This window comes from Catelliglobosispora koreensis DSM 44566 (assembly GCF_000379685.1).
Lineage (GTDB): Bacteria > Actinomycetota > Actinomycetes > Mycobacteriales > Micromonosporaceae > Catelliglobosispora > Catelliglobosispora koreensis.
The window spans coordinates 174466-197576 of the sequence record NZ_KB903292.1; the positions used below are offsets into that span (position 1 = coordinate 174466).

18 protein-coding genes, 1 tRNA gene and 1 pseudogene are annotated in these 23111 nt (G+C 63.5%); 14 read left to right on the forward strand and 6 right to left on the reverse strand.

Annotated features, from left to right (window positions below):
* The first annotated feature begins 7 nt into the window (after positions 1 to 7).
* Both A3E1_RS43775 and A3E1_RS0135005 read left to right on the forward strand, forming a co-directional pair.
* On the forward strand, positions 8 to 763 hold the full coding sequence (locus A3E1_RS43775; protein WP_020525491.1) for a hypothetical protein: 756 nt from the start codon (positions 8 to 10) through the stop codon (positions 761 to 763).
* Between the two features lie 119 nt (positions 764 to 882).
* Positions 883 to 955: transfer RNA gene (locus tag A3E1_RS0135005), tRNA-Lys, on the forward strand.
* Positions 956 to 1413: 458 nt separating this feature from the next.
* Here the strand turns inward: A3E1_RS0135005 and A3E1_RS47580 are convergent.
* Genes A3E1_RS47580 through A3E1_RS43780 form a run of 3 tightly spaced genes read right to left on the reverse strand, consistent with a single transcriptional unit; the run spans position 1414 to position 3155 of the window.
* Positions 1414 to 1992, reverse strand: coding sequence for an arabinofuranosidase catalytic domain-containing protein (locus A3E1_RS47580; protein WP_245571538.1), 579 nt, complete (start codon positions 1990 to 1992; stop codon positions 1414 to 1416).
* Entirely contained in the window at positions 1929 to 2504 is a 576-nt protein-coding gene (locus A3E1_RS48685) for a hypothetical protein (RefSeq protein WP_020525492.1), read from the reverse strand. Before A3E1_RS48685 ends, A3E1_RS47580 begins: the two co-directional genes overlap by 64 nt.
* A gap of 39 nt (positions 2505 to 2543) precedes the next feature.
* Positions 2544 to 3155: a TetR/AcrR family transcriptional regulator gene (locus tag A3E1_RS43780; RefSeq protein ID WP_020525493.1), complete on the reverse strand. Its 612-nt coding sequence runs from the start codon at positions 3153 to 3155 to the stop codon at positions 2544 to 2546.
* Between the two features lie 80 nt (positions 3156 to 3235).
* On the opposite strand from A3E1_RS43780, the gene A3E1_RS0135020 reads away from it, so the two are divergent.
* Positions 3236 to 3919, forward strand: coding sequence for a DUF4386 domain-containing protein (locus tag A3E1_RS0135020; RefSeq protein WP_020525494.1), 684 nt, complete (start codon positions 3236 to 3238; stop codon positions 3917 to 3919).
* 2 nt (positions 3920 to 3921) lie between these two features.
* Here the strand turns inward: A3E1_RS0135020 and rho are convergent.
* Positions 3922 to 5061: pseudogene (gene rho, locus A3E1_RS0135025) on the reverse strand (transcription termination factor Rho); the annotation flags it as partial.
* Between the two features lie 405 nt (positions 5062 to 5466).
* Here rho and A3E1_RS0135030 point away from each other — a divergent pair.
* Positions 5467 to 6135: a response regulator transcription factor gene (locus tag A3E1_RS0135030; RefSeq protein ID WP_157631942.1), complete on the forward strand. Its 669-nt coding sequence runs from the start codon at positions 5467 to 5469 to the stop codon at positions 6133 to 6135.
* A 2-nt stretch (positions 6136 to 6137) separates the two neighbouring features.
* On the opposite strand, the gene A3E1_RS0135035 is transcribed toward A3E1_RS0135030, so the two are convergent.
* Positions 6138 to 6782 (reverse strand): GntR family transcriptional regulator, encoded by a 645-nt coding sequence (locus A3E1_RS0135035; protein ID WP_020525497.1) that lies wholly within the window; start codon positions 6780 to 6782, stop codon positions 6138 to 6140.
* Positions 6783 to 6898: 116 nt separating this feature from the next.
* Between A3E1_RS0135035 and A3E1_RS0135040 the strand changes: the two genes are divergently transcribed.
* The 10 genes from A3E1_RS0135040 (at position 6899) to A3E1_RS0135085 (ending at position 20072) form a co-directional block, all read left to right on the forward strand.
* Positions 6899 to 8785, forward strand: a complete 1887-nt coding sequence (locus A3E1_RS0135040) for a beta-galactosidase (protein ID WP_020525498.1) — start codon at positions 6899 to 6901, stop codon at positions 8783 to 8785.
* Entirely contained in the window at positions 8782 to 10080 is a 1299-nt protein-coding gene (gcvPA, locus tag A3E1_RS0135045; RefSeq protein ID WP_020525499.1) for an aminomethyl-transferring glycine dehydrogenase subunit GcvPA, read from the forward strand. Before A3E1_RS0135040 ends, gcvPA begins: the two co-directional genes overlap by 4 nt.
* Positions 10077 to 11633 carry an aminomethyl-transferring glycine dehydrogenase subunit GcvPB gene (gene gcvPB, locus A3E1_RS0135050; RefSeq protein WP_020525500.1) on the forward strand — a complete coding sequence of 519 codons (1557 nt, stop codon included), beginning with the start codon at positions 10077 to 10079 and terminating at the stop codon, positions 11631 to 11633. Before gcvPA ends, gcvPB begins: the two co-directional genes overlap by 4 nt.
* Entirely contained in the window at positions 11597 to 12709 is a 1113-nt protein-coding gene (locus A3E1_RS0135055) for an ATP-NAD kinase family protein (protein ID WP_157631943.1), read from the forward strand. Before gcvPB ends, A3E1_RS0135055 begins: the two co-directional genes overlap by 37 nt.
* Entirely contained in the window at positions 12706 to 13455 is a 750-nt protein-coding gene (locus tag A3E1_RS0135060) for an SDR family NAD(P)-dependent oxidoreductase (protein ID WP_020525502.1), read from the forward strand. Before A3E1_RS0135055 ends, A3E1_RS0135060 begins: the two co-directional genes overlap by 4 nt.
* 24 nt (positions 13456 to 13479) lie before the next feature.
* A complete protein-coding gene (locus A3E1_RS0135065) occupies positions 13480 to 14763 on the forward strand; it encodes an ABC transporter substrate-binding protein (RefSeq protein ID WP_020525503.1) in 1284 nt (427 codons plus the stop codon).
* Complete coding sequence (locus A3E1_RS0135070; RefSeq protein ID WP_020525504.1) at positions 14760 to 15668, forward strand: carbohydrate ABC transporter permease; 909 nt, start codon at positions 14760 to 14762, stop codon at positions 15666 to 15668. The genes A3E1_RS0135065 and A3E1_RS0135070 overlap by 4 nt, the downstream gene beginning before the upstream one ends.
* Before the next feature lie 3 nt (positions 15669 to 15671).
* Positions 15672 to 16532 carry a carbohydrate ABC transporter permease gene (locus tag A3E1_RS0135075; protein WP_020525505.1) on the forward strand — a complete coding sequence of 287 codons (861 nt, stop codon included), beginning with the start codon at positions 15672 to 15674 and terminating at the stop codon, positions 16530 to 16532.
* Positions 16533 to 16535: 3 nt separating this feature from the next.
* Positions 16536 to 18101 carry an amylo-alpha-1,6-glucosidase gene (locus A3E1_RS0135080; RefSeq protein ID WP_020525506.1) on the forward strand — a complete coding sequence of 522 codons (1566 nt, stop codon included), beginning with the start codon at positions 16536 to 16538 and terminating at the stop codon, positions 18099 to 18101.
* A gap of 93 nt (positions 18102 to 18194) precedes the next feature.
* A complete protein-coding gene (locus A3E1_RS0135085; RefSeq protein WP_020525507.1) occupies positions 18195 to 20072 on the forward strand; it encodes a S8 family serine peptidase in 1878 nt (625 codons plus the stop codon).
* 65 nt (positions 20073 to 20137) lie between these two features.
* Here the strand turns inward: A3E1_RS0135085 and A3E1_RS45450 are convergent, their stop codons facing one another.
* Positions 20138 to 23095: an AfsR/SARP family transcriptional regulator gene (locus A3E1_RS45450; protein ID WP_169454500.1), complete on the reverse strand. Its 2958-nt coding sequence runs from the start codon at positions 23093 to 23095 to the stop codon at positions 20138 to 20140.
* Between the last annotated feature and the right edge of the window lie 16 nt (positions 23096 to 23111).

A 23111-nucleotide genomic window follows, 5' to 3' on the forward strand; every position in this document is an offset into this window, starting at 1 on the left:
AGCTGACGTGCACAGCTTTCTCGCCGTAGCGGGCGATTTCCTTGGGGCACATCCGGTTGAGCACACCGCTCTGCTGACAGAAGCGGCCTACCTACAGGCCAGACCGTCGGTCGCGCCAGACCAGTTGTACGGCTGGTGGCTAGATCCGTCGGGTGCGGTGACCGGTGCGTTTCTTCAAGCCCCCGCGCATCCGCCGATCCTTTCTCTCGTGCCACCTTCGGCGATTTCAGAGCTGCCGGGGGTTCTTGGTTCCGTGGAGGCGATCGGTGTCGATGGACGCTTCGCCGACGCGGTCGCCGGGGCACTGGAGTTGCGTGAGCGTTCCCGCATCACGCTTTACCGGCTCGCCGAGTTCGTCCCGCCCACGTATCCGCCCGGTCAGGCGCGAGTCGCTGTGGCGGCCGACCGTGAGCTGCTGCTGTCGTGGTTTCACGCGTTGATGGCCGCCTACCCGGGTGATCCGAGCGAGGCCGCTTACGTGGTCGACGATCCGCTCACCTACGGCGGGATAACGCTGTGGGAACGCGACGGCACACCGGTCGCGATGGCTGGCCGCAGCAGACTTGCCGCCGGAATGGTCCGCCTGAGCGCTGTCTACGCTCCCGCTGACAGCGCTCACGCCGAGGCGGCTTTCGCCGCCGCCACCTCGGCCGCCGCATCCCTCGCTGAGCATGTCTTGGTGTTCGGTTCCACCGAAGACAGCCAGTCCGGTGAGCTCGGCTACAAACCAGTGCTCGACCGTGTCATGCTCGCCCGGCCTTAGCGCCCGTCTTGGGCTTAGAATCCGAATTTTTGTTAGCGTTTGTCACATTTACGGCGCCGGAGGGATACCGATTGGAGATCCCTGCTGGGGCCGTGCTAAGGTTTCTCCCGTTGCCACGAGCGCCGCTAGCTCAACTGGCAGAGCAGCGGACTCTTAATCCGCGGGTTCGGGGTTCGAGTCCCTGGCGGCGCACTTTCCAGATTTCCCCAAACGTCAACAGACGTGCGGGGATTTTCTTTGCCCGCCTTTGGAAGCGGTCCACAGTGGACACCGCCGTTTTGCGCCCGGGACACGCACGCGAGCGTAAACTGAGGGTGACATTCGCACCTGGCGCCCGGCGCCGAATGGGCGGTTTGGCCGCTGCCGGAGCCCGGCGCCTGGGTGGCGCTTTCGCCCCACACGGGGCCGATCGTCTAAGCGGTGATGTTCATGTCCACCTCAGCGAAAAGCAAACAGGAAACAGCCAGTCGCAACGCCACCAAGCCGCCGCGGGCGGGTAAGCGAAACGACCCGCCGGTCAACCTCGGAGTCCCGTGCAAGGTCAAAACCTGTACCTGTCAGCAGCTGAAGTTCCCGCTGGTTCAGGGCAGGTGCGGAAATGCGAGCTGCCGGCACGCTGCGGGTTCGCACCGCCTTCCAACTTAATCGCGTCACAGGCGCGTTAGGGCCGGTTCCTTTGCGGAGCCGGCCCTTCGGCGTGTGACTGCTGGATGGTTATGTGCGCTGGCTCCATTGCTGGTTGGTGGCGCCGTGGCAATCCCGGATGACGACCTGGGTTTCATGGTGGTTCCCGCTACCAGGACGTCGAGGCGCTTGTTGCCATACACCTGGAGTGTGTCGCTGGCGGTGTGTCCAGCGTTGCATATTGCCGCCCCAGCAGTCCCATATCTGCAGCTGGGTTCTGTTGGTGCTGCTGCCGTTAGCACATCGAGACACCGGCCGGAAGAACCACCAACGAGCATGGCGTTCTGCTCCGCCGATGACCGCGTACCGAGCGGCGCTTCCTTCTTCATCGGGTGGTAACCCGCAGGGCGCTGCCTGTCGAAGTAGTTCGTTAGGCCGCCGGACTGAGCGTTGCCGCCCCGGATGGCTAGCGATTGCCGAAGGAAATAATTCGTGGCTGGTCCAATACAGACAGTCACGCAGACATATGCTGAATTGGAACCTACCGGTTCTCTTCCTTGGCAACGTCTTGGGGCCGGTCGGCTAGCCACTTGCTCATCTGCCACTCGTAAGCCTCGGTCGTGTGGCCGACCGCGACCCCGATGTCCCGCTTGGCGGCCTCGTAGAAACGCCGCCGGCCCAGCCCCGTGGTCGTCACCGCCTCTGGCCAGCTGACGTCGGTCGCCTGTCCACAGGCGATCCGCATCATCTTGAAGGCGCTCTGATGCCAGTCGCGGCCAGCCACGACAACGGCCTCGTTGCCCATCATCAGGACGGCTTCCCATTTGATGGTCCGCTCGTCTTCGGCCGACGCCAAGTCGGCGATGGTGTATTCAGGCGAGATCTCGTCATCATCAGGGTGAATGCCTCGCTGGGCGGCCAGCCGCACGGTGATGGCCAGGACCTTTTTGACCGCGTGCGCGTATTCGATGTATGCGGTGATCCGCCGCTCGTCCCAGCGCACGGACTGCTGGCGCTGCCAGCGGCCGCGTTCGGCAGCCACCGTGGCGACATAAGTCGCGACAACCCCAACCACCACACCGATAAGTGCCGGAAGCTGCTGAAGCACACTCGACATAGCAGCAGTGTCGCAAATGGACACAAGCCGGCGAAATGCCTAGCTGGCGGTGACCGCGTGCTTGGCGAGCAGCAGGTCGATGAGTTCCTTCTTCATCGCGTTGGCTTCCGCGGCTAGCACGGGAGCGACGTAGATCGCGGGCATGAGGAAGGCGCCGTTGAGCGCCGCCCAGAAGGTTCGTGCCGTGAGCCCGGGGTCGCGCACCTTCATGCGCCCGTCAGCGTTGGCGGCGCGAAGCCACGTTTCAAGCGTGTCCTCGGTGCGGCCGCCGCGGGCGAGCGTCTCAGCGACAAAGCCCGGCTGGCGGACAGTCACCCCGGTCATCACTTTGGTCAGGCCCAGCCACTGTTCGTTTCGCGTGAGGTCCAGGATGGAATCAGCGAAGCGCGCGAGCTGCGAGGCCAGACTGCGCTTGGGGTCGTAAGGAATTTCCTTGAGTTCGTGTGACTGTGCGAGGAACCGGTCGACCACTTCGCGGAAAAGCACTTCCTTGCTCGCGAAGTGGTTGTAGACCGTGCGCTTGGACGCGCCAGACACTTCGGCGATGTGATCCATGCTGGCGACGTCAAAGCCCTGGGTGGCGAACACGTGAGCGGCAGCGTCGAGGATCGCTTCGCGCTTCTTGCTGGTATCGCGTTGCTGCTTGGCCATCGGCCCTCTCGAAGGACGGTTGACAGGACTCTTATTACACTACACAGTGTAGTGTAATATCGGCTTTCCTGGAGGTGCAGATGAATCTCCGCGACAAGTTTCCGGCCCGTCTGATCGCCACGCTGTTCGTGCTTACCACGCTCATGGGCATGGTCGACGCCTACGTGGCCGCACCCATTCTGCAAGGCCCCCTGGCAGAGATCCGTGATAAGGAGGCCGCTGTCCTCTTAGGAGGAATGATGCGGCTCTTCATGGCCATTGGTGTTGTCGGCATCGCTCTAGGCTTTCTGCCGGTAATCCGCAGGCATAACGAGACCATTGCCATGTCATACCTTGCTTTCCGCACCGCGGAGTGTGTGCTGCTGAGTCTTGGAGTGTGCAGCCACCTCTTCCTGCTTGGCCTGAGCGGCAACTACTCCAGCGCAGGCGAAGGCGACGCGGTCTTTCTGGCACTGGCAGAAGGAGCCACCGGGTTCAGCCGGACTACCTATCAAATGGCGATGGCGATCCTGGGCATCGGCAGCATGCTGCTGTGCTGGCTCCTGTTGCGCGAAAAGCTTGTCCCGGCTTGGATCGCCGTGCTCGGCGTCGTGGGATACCTCTTGCTGCTGGCAAGCGCCATCCTGGATCTCATCGGAGTCGTGGACACACTCAACGGCTCCGGTGCGTTGATGTATATCCCGGGCGGTCTTTTCGAGTTCATTGTCCTGCCGGCCTGGCTGTGGTTCCGGGGTTTCAGCACAGCCGCCCGTGCAGGCGTGTGATTTCAGTTTGCCGATCGCGCTATCTGGCGCAGGAATTCGGTGTTGCTAGAAGTCTTGAGCAGGCTGTCGATCAGTTGCTCGGCGCGCTGCCGCGGATCGAGGGCGAGCAAAGCCTTGCGCAGTTTGCGGATCAGTGCCAATTCCTCTGGCCCGACAAGGATTTCTTCTTTCCTGGTACCAGATGAATCGAAGTCGACGGCGGGAAAGACCCGGCGGTCGGCGACGGTGCGCAGCAACCTGAATTCGGCGTTCCCGGTGCTCTTGAATTCCTCGAAGATGAGGGTGTCGCCAGCGGAACCGGTTTCGACTAGGGCGGAGGCGATGATGGTTAGTGAGCCGCCGCCTTCGATGTTGCGAGCCGCGCCCAGAAATCGTTTGGGGGCCTGCAGTGCGGTCGAGTCGATGCCGCCAGAAAGGGTCCGGCCGTTGGAGGGGGCGGCCAGGTTGTAGGCCCGTGCCAGGCGCGTGATGGAGTCGAGCAGGATGATGACGTCTTTTCCTTGCTCGGTAAGGCGTTTGGCACGCTCGATGGCGAGGTCGGCCACGGCGATGTGGTCCGACGGTGGCCTGTCGAAGGTGGACGCGATCACTTCACCATGGATGGAGCGCTGCATGTCTGTTACTTCTTCGGGCCGCTCGTCGACGAGCACGGCCATCAGGTGGCATTCCGGGTGATTGACGTGGATGGCGTGCGCGATCGCTTGCAGGATCGTTGTCTTTCCGGCTTTCGGTGGCGAGACGATCAGCGCTCGCTGGCCTTTGCCGATCGGCATCAGCAGATCCAGCACGCGTGTCGTCACCAGATGCGGTTCGGTCTCCATGCGCAGCCGGGTTTGCGGGTAAAGCGGTGTCAGCTCATGGAAGACCGGCCGGGTGCCGGCCGTTCCCGCAGGAGCGCCGTTCACGGTGTCGAGACGCACTAGCGGACTGTTCTTGGCCCGCTTGGCTGACGAAACGACCTCAGTGTCGCTCGCCAGTCCCGTGACGACGTCACCTCGGCGAAGGCCGTACCGGCGAATGAGGTTTTGGGGAACATAAATGTCGTGAGTGGACGGCACATAGCCCTCGACCCGCACAAAGCCGTGCTCGTCGCGGATGTCGAGGATGCCCGCGACGGACTTCAGTTCCTGGATGTCCTGAACTGGCGCGGGGGTTCGGGCCTGTCTAGCTTTCGGGCGCCGTGTGGTGGTTACGAGACCAGGCATTGCTCTCCTAAGTGAGATGGCGGGGCGCATTCCGGGCAATGCTGAGGAAGCGCGCTCGCGTGACAACTGGCCAGTTGCGGCTCAGTTCGCTGGAAGTGATTCCCCCCGGGGCGGTAACTTCACGCCTCACCGAAGGCTGTACTTACCCAACGTAGCTCAGCGCGGCCAATCGCGCCAGCACCGACACGTCCAGCGGCCTTTGCCCGGAAATATAGTGAAAGACGATCTTTGGCCGGACAGATTCACTAGTAACGATCAAGCAACTTGGTCGATATAACGATGTCCGATCAGAACGGGGCTCACTCGAGTCCACCGTCAGCGAGATTGGCCAGGAGTGACTCGGTGGAACAGTCTTCTGCGCGTACCGCCATTATGTGCCGCCCGCCGCACAGCATTGGCGTCTCAACAGTGATTCGGGTGCTGCTCGCGCATCATGGCCGCCTCGTGCGGGGCGCGCTCGTTTCGGCCTTGGTCGATGAATGCGATATCGAGGTTGTGGCCGAGGCCGCCGATGGAGATGAGGTGCTGGCGGCGCTGATGGCCGAGAAGCCGGACGTGGCTGTGGTCGACTTTGACTTGCCCGCGGCTGTGCCGATGTCTGACCTGTGCGCGGAAATGCTCAGCCATTGCCACGTGATGCTAATCGCGCAGGGACTAGCGGATAGCCGGCATGCCGAGGTCGTCACGTCAAACCCCGATGCGAGCCTCATCTCGGCGGACTCTCCTATCACGACTCTGGTGGAAGGGTTGCGCCGCATGAGTCGTGGTCAGCTGGTACGGGATCCCGTGCTCGCCCGTGCGGCGGTTACCGCGGGAACGAATCCGCTGACTAGCCGGGAGAAAGAAGTGCTGAAGTTAGCCGAGCATGGGCTCACCACCCGTGACATCGCGGCACGGTTGTTCCTTAGCCATGGCACCGTCCGCAATCACCTAGCCCGTGTTCTCGCCAAGTCCGGTGCGCGCACCCGGATCGAGGCCATTCGGATCGCTCAGCAGTCAGGCTGGATCTGAGCTCATTCCTCGGGGATGCGGGCGAGCATCCGTTCAGCGCCGTTGGCCCAGTTGGTTTTGAGCGCGACAACGGCGGCCGGCAGGTCTCCATCGAGCAGGTGCCGGGCGATGGCGGCGTGCTCATCGGCGTCACGGCGCAACGGGGCATCATCGGCGACAGCCAAGTGGGCGTACCGCCGCATGCCCGCCTTGACGCCGGTCACCAGGTCGAGGAGGCGCTCGTTGGTGCATCCGCTGAGCAGCAAGTCATGCCACTCATCATCATGACGGTCGATGATCTGCTGCTCGGCGACCGGGTCTGGGAACCCATGGGCCAGCTGCAAAAGGTCCGGCGCGATGCGTTTGAGGTGTGCGGGATCAGACGACTCCAGTGCCAGCGACTCCAGCGCGGCGAGGATCGAGCAGACCTCGCGGAACTCCTGCCGGCTGACCGGGGCGAAGCGGAACCCACGCCCCTGGTTACTTTCCAAGATCCGCTCTCCGGCGAGCGTGATCAGCGCTTCGCGCAGGGGAGTGCGGCTGACGCCAAGCTCGGCCGCCAGCGCCGCCTCATTGACGTCGGTTCCGGCGGCGAAGTCACCACGGTCGAGGCGTTTTAGCAGTTCTTCGCGTATCTGGTCGCGAAGTGGACGCCGCTCGATCGCCATTGGGGGCTCCCTTAGTAACAAATCGGATCGCCGTAAGGCTACCTCTTGACCACATGCAAAATAATGCGCTATGAATTCTGTATACAAAATACTTCAGATCTGAGACGGAGGCCATAGTGACCCTGATCTTTGGCGGTGACTACAACCCCGAGCAGTGGCCAGAGGCCACGTGGCTCGAGGACGTGGCGCTGATGGCAGAGGCCGGGGTCACCATGGTCACGGTCGGGGTCTTTTCGTGGTCGCGGCTTGAGCCCAAGCCAGGCGAGTTCGACTTCGGCTGGCTCGACCGCGTGCTGGACCTGTTGCACGCCAAAGGCATTGAGGTCGACCTGGCCACCGCCTCGGCGACGCCGCCGCCCTGGCTCGTGCGGGATCACCCGTCAGTGCTGCCGGTTGACGCCAACGGGACACGGCTGGAATTCGGGTCACGGCAAAGCTATTGCCCAAGCTCGCCAGTCTTCCGCTCGGCTGTGCAGCGGCTGGTGCGCACGATCGCCGAGCGCTACAAGGACCATCCGGCACTGAAGATGTGGCACATCAGCAACGAGTATGGCGATCACATCGTCAGCTGCTGGTGCGACGAGTCCGCCAAACATTTCCGGGATTGGCTGCAGTCGCGATACCGCGACATCGCGGGACTCAACCAAGCTTGGGGCACCTCGTGCTGGGGTCAGCACTACACCGGCTTCGAACAGGTCAACCCGCCGCGCAAAGCGCCCGGGCCGGTCAACCCCGCTCAGCTCCTGGACTGGAAGCGATTCTCCAGCGACGCCCTGCTCGAATGTTTTGAGCTCGAGAAGCAGGTGCTGCGCGAAGTCACCCCGGCGATCCCGGTCACCACGAACTTCATGAGCATCATGAGCGAGCTTGACTACTGGAAGTGGGCGCAGGCCGAGGATCTCGTGACCGACGACGCGTACCCGGATCCAGCCGACCCTAAGTCGCACCTCAAAATCGCGCTCAGCTACGACCTCATGCGATCGCTAAAGCAGCAGTCCTGGCTACTGCTCGAATCAGCGCCTTCCGCGGTGAGCTGGCGTGAAGTCAACGTTCCCAAGCGGCCGGGAAAGATGCGGCTCGACAGCCTGCAAGCCGTGGCACATGGCTCCGACGGTGTGATGTTCTTCCAGTGGCGCCAAGCCAAATACGGTCCGGAGAAGTTCCATTCGGCGATGCTTCCGCACGCTGGAACGCAGACCCGGCAATGGCGCGAGACTGTCCACCTGGGACAAGAGCTTCGCAAACTCGCCGAGGTGAAGGGACATCACACCTCCGCTGAGGTCGCGATCCTCCTGGACTGGTCTAGCTGGTGGGCACTGGAAGCCCAGGAATCCATGCCCAGCAACAGACTCAAGCTCAAAGACATGCTCCACACTTGGTACGAGCCACTGTTCCGCCGCGGCATCGCCGTTGACTTGGCACCGCATGGCCGCAGCCTGGAGTCCTACCAACTCGTCATCGCGCCCAGCCTTTACATGTGCACCATCGAGCAGGCAAAAGCGTTGCAGGACTTCAAGGGCACCCTCATCGTGGGTCCGTTCAGTGGAGTGGTCGACGATAATGACCAGATCCATGACGGTGGCGCTCCTGGGCCGCTCACGGAACTGCTGGGTGTCACGGTGGAGGAGTTCTGGCCCCTGCCGGATGGGCAGCGGACCAAAGTGGGCACCGCTAACGCGCACACGTGGACCGAGGTGCTCCGGCTCACCACCGCGCGGCCACTCGCGTCCTATGAGGATGGCCGTCCCGCGATCACTCGCAATGGCAACGCCATCTACGTCAGCTGTCTGCTCGACGACGTGACCCCCGTGCTGCGCGAGGCGGGAATCACGGCACCGGAGCAGGAACTGGAGATCTGCCGGCGCGGTCCGTACACGTTTGTTCTCAACCACACCAACGCATCTCAGCCCGTTCCGTTCCGGGGCACAGACATGCTCACTGGACGGGAAGTCACTGAAGTGCCACCGCTCGACGTCATCGTTATCAAAGAAGGACAGCAGTGAACGCCCATCCCTACATCCCCAACACCGGGCCGGCGACCCGGACCGCGATGCTGGCCGCGATTGGTGCGGCCAGTATCGAGGACTTCTACGCCGGAATCCCGGCCGGGCTGCGCCTGCAACGGCCGCTGAACCTACCCGCCCCCATCCGCGACGAGCAGGGCCTGATTCGGCACATGAAGGGTCTGCTCAACCAGAACACGGACACGACTGAAGCGCTCAGCTTCCTTGGCGCGGGCTGCTACCCGCATCACGTGCCAGCCGTGTGCGATGAGATCAATGGCCGCAGCGAGTTCCTGACCGCTTATGCGGGCGAACCGTATGAAGACCATGGCCGGTTCCAGGCCCTGTTTGAGTACGTCAGCATGATGGGCGAGCTGCTCGACATGGATGTCGTCAACGTGCCCGTTTACGACGGCTATCAGGCCACGGGCACCGCGCTGCGGATGGCGTGCCGCTATACCGGACGCGACAAGGTGTTGCTCAGCTGCCAGATCCTGCCCGACAAGCTGAGCAAACTGCGCGACTATCTGACCCCTGACATCGAATTCACCACCGTTCTCGACGACAGCGTCGCCGCGATCTATCTCGAAACGCCTGACATGTATGGCGTTGTGGCCCGCAACCCACGCTTGCTGGCCGAGGCCGCGCACGCTCACGGTGCCTTGTTCGTGGTCGGCACCGATCCCATCAGCCTGGGAGTTCTAGCACCGCCAGCGAGCTACGGAGCCGACATCGTGTGCGGCGACATCCAGTCACTGGGCATGCATCAGAGTTTTGGCGGCGGCCAAGCGGGTTTCATCGCGACACATGACGAGGAACGGCTCGTTGCCGAGTTTCCGAGCCGGCTGTTCGGCATCGCGCCCACGGCTGTCGCGGGCGAGTACGGCTTCGGTGACGTTTACTACGACCGGACTTCCTTCGCGCTACGCGAAGAGGGCAAAGAGTGGGTGGGAACCGCCGCCGCTCTGTGGGGCATCACGGCCGGGGTCTATCTCGCGCTCATGGGACCGGAAGGCATGCGGGAAGTCGGCGAGACAGTGCTGTCCCTGACGCGGTATGCCATGACGTCGCTCACCGATGCGGGCGCGACTGTCCTGCACCCCAACGAGATTCACTTCCGGGAGTTCGCCATCGCCGTTTCTGATGCCGATGCACTGCTGACTAGCCTGCGGGCGGAAAACATCTTCGGCGGGGTTCGCCTGAGCGGGAACGAAGTGCTGATCTGCGTGACAGAACGGCATACCCGAGACGACATCGACCGACTCGCCTCCGCGGTGAAGGGAGCCCTGGCATGAGTGCGCAGACCGAACCATTCGCGACGATGCCCGTCGCGCCGAAGCCCGCGTTACGCCGGTTCCATCAGGCGCGGTGGGACGAGCCGATCATTTTCGAGCTATCTCAGCCGGGGCGGCGCGGCATCGGAGTACCAGAAAGTGGTTTGCCGGAAGTTGAATTGCCCGAAGACATCCGGCGTGTTAACCGGCCCGCTTTGCCTGAGCTGTCTCAACTCCACGTCGTGCGGCACTACACACGGCTGTCGCAGGAGAACCTCGGCGTCGACCTGAACGTTGACGTCGGCCAGGGCACCTGCACCATGAAGTACAGCCCGAAGGTCAATGACATCTTCGTGCGTGACGCGAAAATCGCCGAGCTGCACCCGGCGCAGCCTTTGGATTCCGTGCAGGGGGCGCTGGAGATTTACTGGCGGCTGGAGCAGATCCTCAAGGAAATCTCTGGCATGTCGCGCGTGAGCTTGCAGCCGGGCGCTGGCAGCGCGGCGATCTACGCCAACATCGCGATGATTCGTGCCTACCACGCGGCCAACGGTGAGAGTCATCGCGACCAGGTCATCACGACGATGTTCTCGCACCCGTCAAATGCGGCCTGTGCCAAGGTCGCTGGATACGACATCATCACGCTGATGCCGGATGCCGACGGCTTCCCCGATATCGAAGCGCTCAAGGCGGCGATAGGACCGCGCACGGCAGCCCTTCTGATTACCAATCCAGAAGACACAGGCATCTACAACCCGCAAATCAAAGAATTCGTAGACCTGGTCCATGGCGTCGGCGGTCTCGCCTGTTACGACCAGGCCAACGCCAACGGCATCCTTGGCATCACGCGCGCGGCAGATGCCGGTTTCGACCTGTGCCACTTCAATCTGCACAAGACCTTCTCGACCCCGCACGCCTGTGGCGGACCGGCGGCTGGCGCCTGTGGTGTGGCCGAAAAACTTGTCCCGTTCCTGCCGGGGCCGGTCGTTGACAAGACAGATAACGGTTTTGTGCTCGCCACACCAGCGCATAGCATCGGCAAGATCCGCCCATATCTCGGTGTCACCCCAAACGTTGTCCGGGCCTACGCCTGGGTTATGGCGCTGGGCGCGGAAGGCCTGCGCGACGTGGCCGAAATCGCCGTGCTCAACAACAACTACCTCATGCACAAGATTCTGCGGATTCCGGGCGCGTCAGTGCCGTGGGCGGATAAGCCACGCGTGGAACAGGTCCGCTACTCCTGGCAGGAGTTGTCGGAGCAGACCGGTGTGCACTCCGAGGAGATTGGCGTCAGGGCAGCCGATTTTGGGGTGCACTACTGGACGAGCCATCACCCATACGTGGTCGCTGAACCGTTCACCCTTGAGCCAACCGAGTCCTACAGCAAAGAGGACCTCGACGAGTACGCCGCGATCCTCGCCCACGTCGCCGACGAGGCAAGGCGGGATCCAGCGTTCGTCAAGGGCGCTCCCTACAACCAGTCGATCCACAAGATTGACCCGACATCACTCGATGACCCGCAACAGTGGTCACCGACATGGCGCGCATATCAGCGAAAGCACGGCGCGCGATGATCGTCGGGCTGATCGTCAACCCCATCGCGGGCCTCGGCGGGCCCGCCGGGCTCAAAGGCAGTGACGGCAGCGAGATCCAGCAGCGAGCGATCGCGCGCGGCTCTGTCGCGTTGGCTGGGCGCAGGGCGGCAATTGCCGTGCGGGCCTTGACGAAGCACCGGCCGGACACGATTGTGCGCACCGTCGCGGGTGCCATGGGTGCGGACGCGGCTCCACACGCCGAGGTCATATCCCTTGCGGCACAACAGCCGACGACTTCGGCAGACACGCGGGCGGCCGTGAAGGCACTGCGTGGCGTGGACTTGCTGATGTTCGCCGGTGGCGATGGCACAGCCCGCGATGTGCTCGATGGGGGACCGATCAGCCCGGTTCTTGGGATACCCGCCGGCGTCAAAGTCTATTCAGGATGCTTTGCGATCAGCGCTGCGGCAGCAGGCCTTGCCGCCTCTCGGTTCACCGGTGACGCGGAGGAAGCGGAAGTCGTCGACCTTGACGAGGACGCCTACCGGGCGGGAAGTGTTGGCCCACGGCTGTACGGGACGGTGCGCGTTCCATCGGTGAGGGTGCGGCTGTCCGGCCGCAAAGCCAGCACTCCGCCCGGCACGGTCGAAGGGATCGCCCGTGAATGCGTGACCCGTCTGCGCGAGGGCGTGCGTTACGTCCTGGGGCCGGGAACGACCACGCAGGCGGTCGGCAAGGCGCTCGGCCTGGAAACCAGTCTGCTTGGCGTAGACGTTGTCCTCGACGGAAAGCTCATCGGCCGCGACGTGGCCGAGGCGGAGCTATACGAGCTGGTGCAGGGCGGGCCAGCCGAAGCGGTGCTGTCCATCATTGGCGGCCAAGGGTTCGTGCTGGGACGGGGAAACCAGCAGCTGAGCCCACGCGTCCTGAGTGGACTGCGGGGCATGACAGTGCTTGGCACACAACAAAAGCTCGCGGGACTCGGGGGACGGCCACTATTGGCTGACACCGGAGACCCGGAGGCAGACCGCCGGGTTTGCGGCCACGTTCGCGTGATCACCGGTTACCGGGAGAGCACGCTGTATCGCCTTATCTCAGCAAGTGAGGACGCATGAACATGTTGCAGGACAAGGTCGCCATCGTCACCGGCGGCGCATCCGGAATCGGCCGCGCGACAGCGGTGCTGTTCGCTCGCGAGGGAGCGGCAGTGGTGATCGCCGACATCGCTGATGCGGGCGATGTGGTCCAGGAGATCACGGCCGCCGGTGGCCAGGCGATCGCGGTACAGGCCGATGTCTCTGAAGACCAGGACTGCGCGCGCGTTGTCGCCGCGGCGGTCGAGCGGTTCGGCGGTCTGCACGTCCTGTTCAACAACGCCGGCATCATTCGCCGGACCACCGCCCTGGGCATCGAACCAGACGAGTGGGACCGGGTCATGGCGGTCAACGTCAAGTCCGTATACCTGATGTGCCGCAACGCTATCCCCGCTATGACCAGTGGGGGAGCGATTGTCAACACCGGGTCAGGCTGGGGTTTGAAAGGCGGCGGCAACGCGCTTTCTTACTGCGCTTCCAAGGCGGCGGTCGTCAACATGACACGTGCCTTAGCGATCGACCACGCCGCCGCGGGAATCCGGGTGAACTCCGTAAACCCTGGCGACACTGATACTCCGATGCTGCGCGATGAGGCACGCCAGCTTTCAGAGGACTGGGCGGCATTCGCGGCCGACGCGGCCGACCGCCCCATGGGCCGTGCGGGGAGGCCCGAGGAAATCGCGGCGGCGGTGCTTTTTCTTGCCAGCGACGCCGCCAGTTATGTCACCGGCTCCGCTCTCGTCGTCGATGGCGGCGGGCTCGCATAAATAACCCCTTAGGAGCAGTCCACCATGAGAAAGAAAGTCATAGCTGTCTTAGCTTTGGTGCTCGCCGCCACTGCCGCCTGCACGGGCAGCAAAGGCGACGGAACCAGCGCGGACGGAAAGGTCACCATTCGCTGGGCGACCTGGGGCACGCCGGAAGACCTGGCGCTGATGGATGAGTTCAGCAAGGACTTCATGAAGAGGCACCCGAATATCGTCCTGAAGCTGGAGTCGGTTCCTGACTACGAGAACTACCACCCGAAGCTGCTCACCCAGTTAACTTCCAAGACGGCGCCCGATGTCTTCTACGTGGGCGACGACAACGTCGGCAAGTTCGTGGCGGCGGGAGTTCTCGCACCGCTAAACGACAAGCTGGCTAGCGCGGACAGCCAGAGCAAGCCAGAGGACTTCTTTGAGGGTCTGTATGGCGGTGCGAAGAAGGACGGCAAAATCTACGGGGTTCCTAACGACTGTAACCCCGAGGTGCTTTGGTTCGACAAGAAGGCGCTCGCAGAAGCGGGCATCACGGAGGACCCGGCCAAGCTGCACGAGTCCGGGCAGTGGACGATGGCCAAGTACCTGGAAATGAACGCCAAACTGAAGGCGGCGGGCAAGGCCGGCTCCATCTTCTGGAACTGGTATGGCTCGACCTACAGCATGATTAGCGGCTTCGGCGGCAAGGTTTACGACGGCGGCAAGTTCGTCGCGACCACCGATCCCAAGTCGCGGGCGGCGTTGCAGACACTGGCCAAGGGGTACCAGGATAAGACTTTCCTGAGCGCGGACAATCTGCCGGAAGGCCAGGGCGCTTCCACGCAGTTCATCAAGCACCAGGCCGGTTTCTACGCCGGCGGGCGCTGGGTGGTCGACAGCCTGCAAAAGGGCGGCAAGGAAAACCTCGCCAATTACGACATCGTTCCGTTCCCGTCGCAGACGGGCTCGCCGATGGCTGGCGCGGTCGCGGCGTCGTACCTTTCGCTGAACAAGGACACGGCTCACCCGAAGGAAGCGTTCATCTTCTTGTCCGAGTTCGTTAGCGCACAAGGACAAGCGATCCGGCTCAAGTCCGGCGGTGCCGTTCCCTCCATCAAGGGCGCGGAGAACCTGGTCACGTCAGCGGGATACCCGGCTCACGCCAAGACCTTCCTTGACGTCAGGGACACCGGCTTCGCCAACTATCCCGAAGAAGTCGCCGTGCCCAAGCTGACGGCCGAAATCAACGACCTGCTGATGAAGGTCTGGACCGGCAAGGTTGGGTTCGACGAGGGCATGACCCAGCTGCAGACCCTGGTTAGCGGCAAAGTCGGATGACGACAGTTCCGCAGCAGCGGCCCACTGGTTGGCGCAAGCGCGACAAGTGGTGGGCCGCCGCGTTCCTTGGCCCTCAGGTCGGCGGGTTGCTGGTATTCCTGGTGTTCCCACTCGGATTCGCCGTCGTGCTGTCGTTCATGCAATGGGACGGCCTGACCGAAGCCTCGTGGGTGGGATTCGACAACTTCCGCGCCCAGTTCGCCGATCCGGAGTTCGGGCATGCCATCTGGAACACCGCGAAGCTCGGCCTGATAACGGTTCCCGTCGGGCTAGGCCTGGCGTTGCTGATCGCTGTGGCGCTCAATAGCGTGCGCGGCAAGACGATTTACCGGGTGGTCTACTTCCTGCCTGTCGTCACGAGTTCGGTCGCTGTCGCGGTGATGTGGAAGTCGATCCTGGCTAGCGGCGACTACGGCATCTTGAACAACACCGCGCACGACTTGTTCGGTGTGACCCTGCCGGACTGGCTCAACAGTGAGCAGTGGGTCATGGTGTCGGTCGCCGTGGTGACGATCTGGTCGTCGCTCGGGCTCAACGTGGTGATATTCCTGGCTGGGCTGCAAACCATTCCGCCGCAACTCATGGAGGCGGGACGCATCGATGGGGCCAGCCCGGCGCGGCTGTTCCGCTCGATCACGCTGCCGATGATCTCGCCGACCCTGTTCTTCACCATGGTGGTGTCGGTGATCAGTTCACTGCAGGCGTTCGAATCCGTTTACATCCTGGCCAACCCGGCTCACAACGATGGCGCCCGCACGATCGTCTATCAGGTCTACGACCTGGGCTTCAAGCAGTTCCGGTTCGGGCTTTCCAGTGCAGCCGCGCTCATCCTGCTTGTGCTGACGGTCGCGGTAACCCTGATCCAGTTCGGCGCCCAGAAGCGCTTCGTCCACTACGAGGAGTAGGCCATGACCGCTGTCGCCATACAACGGCCGCCCCGGCGCCGGGTGCCTGCTGGCCGCATCGTCTTGCACACCGTGCTGATCCTAGGTGGCCTGACGATGCTGTTCCCCTTCGTCTGGATGGTGCTGACCTCGTTCAAGAGCGATCAGCAGATGTTGCTCAATCCGCAGGAGGTGCTGCCCGAGCCGTGGCGGGCAGAGAACTACAGCGACGCGCTGACGGCGGCACCCTTTGCTAGGGCGTTCTGGAATAGCTTCTATATCGCCGCGATCACCGTGACCGGCACCCTGATCACCTCGGCTATGGCGGCATATGCGTTCGCGCGCATCAGGTTCCGGGGACGCGGGCTGTTGTTCGGCGTTTTCCTGGCGACCCAAATGGTGCCGGCCCAGGTGACGATCGTCCCGCTCTACTTGATGATGAGCAAGCTCGGCTGGGTCGACACCCACTTGGCTCTCATCATCCCGGCGATGGTGAATCCGTTCGCGGTGTTCCTGTTGCGGCAGTTCATCCTCGCGGTGCCTGCCGAGTTGGAAGACGCTGGCCGCATTGATGGCGCCGGGCACTGGACCATCTTCTGGCGCATCGTGCTGCCTAACATCAGGCCAGGCTTAGGCGCGCTCGGGATCATCGTGTTTTTGGGCAGCTGGAACAGTTTCTTCTTCCCGCTCATCTTCCTGAACACGACGGAGCTGTTCACGGTGCCGATGCTGATCGCACAGTTCGTGGGGCAACACGACCTGACCTCTTATGGCCTGGTCATGGCGGCCAACGTCGTCACCGTGGTGCCGATGCTGATCGCGTTCCTGATCGGCCAGCGCCGCATCATCAACAGCCTGGCCTCCTCTGGCCTGGGAGGGCGGTGACCCGTGTTCGACCTTGACCTTGTCGAGCGGCCGTTCACGGAGCCGCTCTCACGGCTGATGGTGATGCGAGCCGACGACGGTTCTTTGTGGATAGCGCGCTCGGAGTATGAGACACGGCTGTCGCAGACCACCGTCCTAACAGGGCTGCGCCTGTTTGCCGGGTCTCGTGAGCTGCCCGTGCTCAGGGCACGTCCGGACCGGATCACCTTCGAAGGCGATGTGCACCTGTTGTTCGCGGCACCGGATACGTTGGTGTTAGTGGGATCTGGCGCGCACGCGCGATGGTCGGACGGGGAAGGCGCTGTCGACGGTCACCTGGTGCTGACGGGCGAACTGGGAGACGTTTCGCCAGAAGCCTTGCTTGAGGCGGCTCGTCAACGCGCGCAGGCCTGGTTTGACCTTCTGCCAACGGTGCGCGAGGACTTGCGTGAGCGGGCCGAGATGGCCTGGTGGACGCTGGGGATCAATCAACTGTCCATTCAGGACCGCACAGGGGTGGTTCCGTCCAGGTATGGCTATGTGGCTGTGTGGAACTGGGACTCGTATTTTCACGCCATCGCATTGCGGCACACCGCCCCTGCGCTGGCCCGTGAGCAGATCCGCATTCTGCTCGACAATCAGTTGCCCAGCGGGCAGATCCCAGATGTGGTGCACGATCACGGCGTACTCGCCGAGACCACCGATCTGCCCAAAAGCGACCACGTGCGGCTGGCCCAGCACGTCGGCACCGCGACGGGAACGCGACCTGACCCCAGGCCAGTGCCGGTCACCAAGCCGCCGCTAACCGCGTGGGCCGTGTGGAAGGTCCACACCGCCGACCCTGATCTCGAGTTCCTCCGTGAGGTATACCCGAAACTGGTCGTCTCGCAACGATGGTGGCTCAGGGAGAGCGATCCAAACGGCGATGGACTGGCCGAGTACTTGCATCCGTATTCTTCTGGCCTCGACGACAGTCCTATCTGGGATTACGGTCCCCGGGCCGAGCCGCCGGATCTCAACTCCTACTTGGCCCACCAATGCGATGTGCTCGGCGACATCGCCGACGTGCTCGGTCTCAACGGTTCGCCGTGGCGCGACGAGGCGGCCCGTCATACCGCACTCATGGTCGCTACGCGTTGGGACGGCGAGCGTTTCGGCACGCTGGCTGATGGTGTCACGGTGCCGGTCCGTACCCCGCTGGAGCTGATGCCACTGTTCACGGGACGGCTCCCGGCGCAGATCGCGCGCCAGCTCGCCGGCGACCTGTTGTCGAACAGCTTCTGGGGCGAGCGTCCTGTGCCGACAGTGGCGTTCGACGACCCGGCGTTCGACCCGGAGAGCATGTGGCGCGGGCCAGTGTGGCTGAACATCAACTACTTGTTGATCGACGGATTGCGCCGCTCAGGGTTCGTTCAGGAAGCGGCGGAACTGCGCAACCGAACGCTGGCGATGGTTCGCGATGGTGGTGGGCTCTATGAGTACTGGAATCCGCTGACCGGCCAGCGCGCGGGCCGGGCTACCAGCGGCTTCAGCTGGTCGGCGGCGCTCTTCCTGGACTTGGCGTTCGAGGATGCCATTACCAAGATATGACAACCTTGTCACGGGCCTTGAATAATCTTAAATTCTTCGATACAACCTCCCAAGACGGTTACCGCCGTCGATATTTGATTGGGGAGGTCACACATGTCACCAGCCCGCATGCACCGCCTGAGGAGTTCGGCAGGGCTCGGCTTGGCGGCCGCGCTCGTCGCCGGCATGGCAGCGTTTGGCTCAGCTGCCAGTGCCGCACCGGCAGAAGGAGCGATCCTTTCCGCCGGCGGCACCACCGCGATCAGCGGCTCGTATCTGGTGGTGTTCAAGGACACCAGCGTCTCAGCGGCATCTGTTGACGCTGAGGCGAGCGAGCTCGCCGCCGACTTCGGCGGCTCGGTCGCACGCACCTTCCGGCACGCCTTGCGCGGTGTCGAGGTCAACGTTTCGGAAAGCGCGGCGAGGCGGATCGCCGCTCTTGAGAACGTCAAGTATGTGCAGCAGAACCACCTGGTCACGATCCAGGGAACCCAGTCGCCGACCCCGTCGTGGGGCCTCGACCGCATCGACCAGCGGGCACTGCCGCTGAACAACTCGTTCACGTACCCGAACACCGCTAGCGGTGTGAAGGCGTACATCATCGACACCGGTATCCGCACCACGCACTCCGACTTCGGCGGGCGCGCGGTGTGGGGTACCAACACCACCGGGGATGGCAACAACACCGACTGCCACGGGCACGGCACGCACGTTGCTAGCACCACAGCCGGAACGACTTACGGTGTGGCCAAGGCCGCGTCGCTGGTCGCCGTCAAGGTGCTCAACTGTGCCGGCTCGGGCTCCAACGCTGGTGTTATCGCCGGTATCGACTGGGTGACGGGCAACCACGGTGCCGGTCAGGCGGCCGTGGCGAACATGTCGCTTGGCGGCGGTTTCAACCAGGCCACCAACGACGCTGTCACCGCGTCCATCGCAGACGGTGTCTCGTACGCGATCGCGGCTGGAAACGAGAACGGCTCCAACGCCTGCAACGTTTCCCCGGCTTCGACCCCGAACGCGATCACCGTTGGCTCGACGACGAACACCGACGCGCGTTCGTCGTTCTCCAACATCGGAACCTGCCTGGACATCTTCGCGCCGGGTAGCTCCATCACCGCCGCATGGGGCACCAGTGACACCGCCACCAACACCATCAGTGGCACGTCGATGGCTACGCCACATGTCGCCGGCGCCGCGGCACTCGTGCTGGGCACCAACCCTTCGTGGACCCCGTTGCAGGTGCGCGACTTCCTCGTCAACAACGCCACCAACGGTGTCGTGACGAACCCGGGCACCGGCTCCCCGAACAAGCTGCTCTACGTGGTCAACGACACCCCGTCGCAGGACTTCTCTGTCGCGGTCTCGCCGACTTCTGGTGCCGTTAACCCGGGCAGCTCCCTGACCGCCACGGTTAGCACCGCTACCACGGCTGGTGCTGCGCAGACGGTGAACCTGTCGGCCAGCGGCCTGCCCGCCGGCGCCACGGCATCGTTTAGCCCGTCTTCGGTTACCTCAGGCGCCTCGTCGACCCTGACGATCGCCACGACCGCGGCCACCGCGCCCGGCACCTACGCGGTGACCATCTCCGGTACTGGCACGTCCGGCACCCGCACGGCGACCTTTACCTTGACGGTCAACGGCACCGGTGGCAGCTGCACCGGAACCAATCCCACTGACGTTCAGATCCCCGATCTGTCCACAGTGACCAGTACCATCACGATCTCTGGCTGCAACCGTAACGCCTCGGCCACCAGCACGATCGCGGTGACGATCTACCACACCTACAAGGGCGACCTCGTTGTCGACCTGATCGCGCCGGACGGCACCGTCTACAACCTGCACAACCGTAGCGGTGGCAGCGCCGACAACATCATCACGACCTACACCAGGAACCTGTCTAGCGAAGCCGCTAACGGCACCTGGACGCTCCGGGTTCGCGACGCGGCGGCGATCGACGTCGGCCGTATCGACACCTGGACGCTAACCCTCTAAAAGCAATGCTCTCCTCCCCTTGAAAGGTGGGACTGCCCGGTTTACCAGAACCGGGCAGTCCCCGCCTACGTGTCGAGGAGCACAGCGGGGCTGTCGTGATTGGCCAGTTCCGCCTCGACCTCGGCAATGACGCTGTGGTGGGCCGGGTCGAGATTTTCCAGTGCCGCGAGAAGATGCTGCTTTGCTTTGACAGCATCGGTACGCCGCAGTGCCTTGCCGATGCCGACATGCGCCCGGGCGAGCTCGTAGGTCGAGCCCACCTGCGTGGCGAGCGACAGCGCGGCGCGAAAGTGCGCCAGCGCGTTACCGAGGTCACCGCCAGCGAGGTAAGTCGCGGCGAATTCGTTGGTGTACTGGCATTCGGCCGCGGGTGTGCGGTGCTGGCGCACGAGTTCAAGAGCCTTCACATGCAGATCGAGCGCCTCCTCCACGCGACCGGTCTCGCGGTAAAGGATCGCGATGAAGCCAAGGGTGTTGCCAGCGGTCATTTTGTCGCCACACTGCTCGTGCACTTTGAGCGCCTCTTCAAAGTAATGCAGCGCCTTCAAGTGGTCGCCGAGGCCGAAGTAGGCGTGCGCAACGTTGTGCAGTGCCGTGCCAAACTCAAGCCCGGAGCACCTTTCTTTCACCTCCGGCAGCAAGTGCAGCGCTTCGTCCAGAACCCTTTGGTATTCCCCGAGTTCGAGTAGCCCGTTGGACATCTGGCCCACGATGAGATTGATTTCGAACGTGCGGTTGTTGCTCGTGCGGCACGCGGCGATGGCCGTTTGGGTGTGCCACATGCTGCGGCTGTGCTGACCGAGGTCGTGCTGGATCATCGAGAGGTTCGCGTGAGTACGCGCGAAGCCGTCCAGGTCACCGGACTGTTCACGCATCACAAGACAGCGTTCCAGCGCGGCGATCGCTTCGGGATAACGGCCGGCCCGGATATAGGCCCCGCCAAGGTAGTTGAGCACATAGGACAGAGCAGCTCTGTCCGCGTCGTCGCTGTCCATGGCTTTGAGCGCCGCTTCGTAGGTCGCGATCCAGTCGGCCAGGTGCCCCACCCGATGGAAGTAACGCCACAGTGGCTTGACGATGTCGTAGGCCTCGCCGGGCCGTCCCGATTGGGCGGCCTCGACGACAGCGCCGACGAGGTTGGACCGTTCGGATTCGAGCCATGCCATGGCTTCTGGGGCTTCGTGCGAGTTGCCAAGCTGTGCTACGGCACGTTCGGCGTTGGTGCTGAAATAGGCGACGAGCCGCGACCGCACCTTGTCATGTTCGCCAAAGGGCAAGCCGCTCAGCTTCTTCGCGGCGTAAACGCGGATGAGGTCGTGAAAGGTGTAGCGCTGCGTGCCGTGTTCCCTAATCAGGCATTGCGTTTCGAGCGCTCTGAGGATGTCTTCGGCCTCCCGCTCCGGCAACTCCAGCAACGCGGCCAAGACACCGGCGCCGAAACTGTTAGCGGGCAGAGCTGATAGTGCCGCGAGAGAATGCTGTTGCTGTGCCGCCAAAGCGACGTAGGACTGGTCGAAAACCGCTTCGACGCCAAGGTGCTCGTCGCCGTCGAGGGACAGGTCGGCTAGGCGGCTTCGTCCCGTGAGCGCCGAGACATAACCGTCCACGCTCTGCTGTGGACGGTCAGCCAGGTAGGCGGCGGCGATGCGCAAACCGAGCGGCAGGTTTCCGGCGTAGGAAGCCAGTTGCGCCGTCGCCGACGGCTCAGCCGCCGCCCGCTGCGCGCCGAGGAGGTCGACGACGAGCCGCTCGGCTTCCTCGGCGGCGAGCACGTCCAGCATGAGCTGGCGTGCGCCGTCGTGCACGACAAGGCCGGTCAGCTTGTTGCGGCTGATGACGACCACGGCCGTCGTGGCCGAGCCGGGCAACAGCGGCCGCACGTGCTCGGCGCTGAGCGCATTGTCAAGCAGGATAAGCATTTCTTTGCCCGCCAATGCGGCACGGTACTCCGTGATAGCGGCGTCGTAGTCCAGCGGAAGCTTCTCTGCCGGGGTGCCTAACGTCCGCAGCACCTGCCCGATGGCATCAACCGCCGTCAGTGGTGGTTCCTGCGAGAACCCGCGCAAATTGAGGTAGATCTGGCCGTCCGGATAGCGGTCCGCGGCGGCGTAGGCCCACTGGATGGCTAACGCGGTCTTCCCGACTCCCGGCATGCCTGACAGGACAGCGATTCCCGTTCGGGCGTTTTCGTCCAGCCAGGCGAGCTCGCCGGCCCGGCCAATGAAGTTGCTGGCCGTCGAGGGGAGGTTGCGCGGCACGATGAAGCTGGCTCTGACGGGCAGCAGAAGCCGGCTGTTGTTGCGCAGCACGTCTTCGTGCATCTGCTGCAAGTGCTCGCCCGGGCTGATCCCGAACTCCTCGGCCAGGTGCCTCTTCGTGGCCGCATAGGTCGCCAGCGCGTCGGCCTGGCGCCCGCTGCGGTAAAACGCGAGCATCAGCAGCTTGGCGAACGGTTCGTGCGCGAGGTGGGTCGTGTGCAGGCTGCTGAGCTCGGCGATGAGGTCGCGGTGGTTCCCCGCGGCCATCTCGAGTTCCAGGTATTGCTCCCACAACGCCAGCCGGTGCTCCATGAGCTGGGCGGCCGCGGCGGTGAGCCGGGGAGTCTCGAGACCGGCGAAGGCAGGCCCGTGCCATTGCGTTAGGGCCGAGCGGAGGAAGCCCGTGGCCTCGGGACCGCCTTGGTGTTCCTGAGCCAGGTCGGCGAGGCGGCGAAACTCCAGCAGGTCGATGGTGGTGCCCTCAGGGGAGAGGGTAAAGCCGTTGCCCTGGCTAGTGATGATCTCCGACGGAAACCCGGCCGCGGTGAGCGCACGGCGCATTTCGGTGATCCGGTTGCGGACCTGCCGCCGCACCGTGGCCGGAATTGCGCCATCCCAGGCCGATTCGATCAACACTTCGGTTGGTACTTCGCGGCCGTTGCCCAGCACCAACGTCGCGAGTAGAGCCTCGCTGCGTGGCCCGGCCAGCATGATCCGCCGGTCACGTGCCCACACCTGAACCGGCCCCAGAACCTGGATCTTCAAGACGCTACCCATTCCT

Bases quoted from the DNA above. Each gene is read 5' to 3' on its own strand.
- A3E1_RS0135075 (WP_020525505.1), top strand. From the start codon at position 15,672: ATGACCGCTGTCGCCATACAACGGCCGCCCCGGCGCCGGGTGCCTGCT.
- A3E1_RS48685 (WP_020525492.1), bottom strand. From the start codon at position 2,504: ATGTCGAGTGTGCTTCAGCAGCTTCCGGCACTTATCGGTGTGGTGGTT.
- A3E1_RS0135085 (WP_020525507.1), top strand. From the start codon at position 18,195: ATGTCACCAGCCCGCATGCACCGCCTGAGGAGTTCGGCAGGGCTCGGC.
- A3E1_RS0135060 (WP_020525502.1), top strand. From the start codon at position 12,706: ATGAACATGTTGCAGGACAAGGTCGCCATCGTCACCGGCGGCGCATCC.
- A3E1_RS0135035 (WP_020525497.1), bottom strand. From the start codon at position 6,782: ATGGCGATCGAGCGGCGTCCACTTCGCGACCAGATACGCGAAGAACTG.
- A3E1_RS43780 (WP_020525493.1), bottom strand. From the start codon at position 3,155: ATGGCCAAGCAGCAACGCGATACCAGCAAGAAGCGCGAAGCGATCCTC.
- A3E1_RS0135070 (WP_020525504.1), top strand. From the start codon at position 14,760: ATGACGACAGTTCCGCAGCAGCGGCCCACTGGTTGGCGCAAGCGCGAC.
- A3E1_RS0135020 (WP_020525494.1), top strand. From the start codon at position 3,236: ATGAATCTCCGCGACAAGTTTCCGGCCCGTCTGATCGCCACGCTGTTC.
- gcvPB (WP_020525500.1), top strand. From the start codon at position 10,077: ATGAGTGCGCAGACCGAACCATTCGCGACGATGCCCGTCGCGCCGAAG.
- A3E1_RS0135055 (WP_157631943.1), top strand. From the start codon at position 11,597: ATGGCGCGCATATCAGCGAAAGCACGGCGCGCGATGATCGTCGGGCTG.
- A3E1_RS0135065 (WP_020525503.1), top strand. From the start codon at position 13,480: ATGAGAAAGAAAGTCATAGCTGTCTTAGCTTTGGTGCTCGCCGCCACT.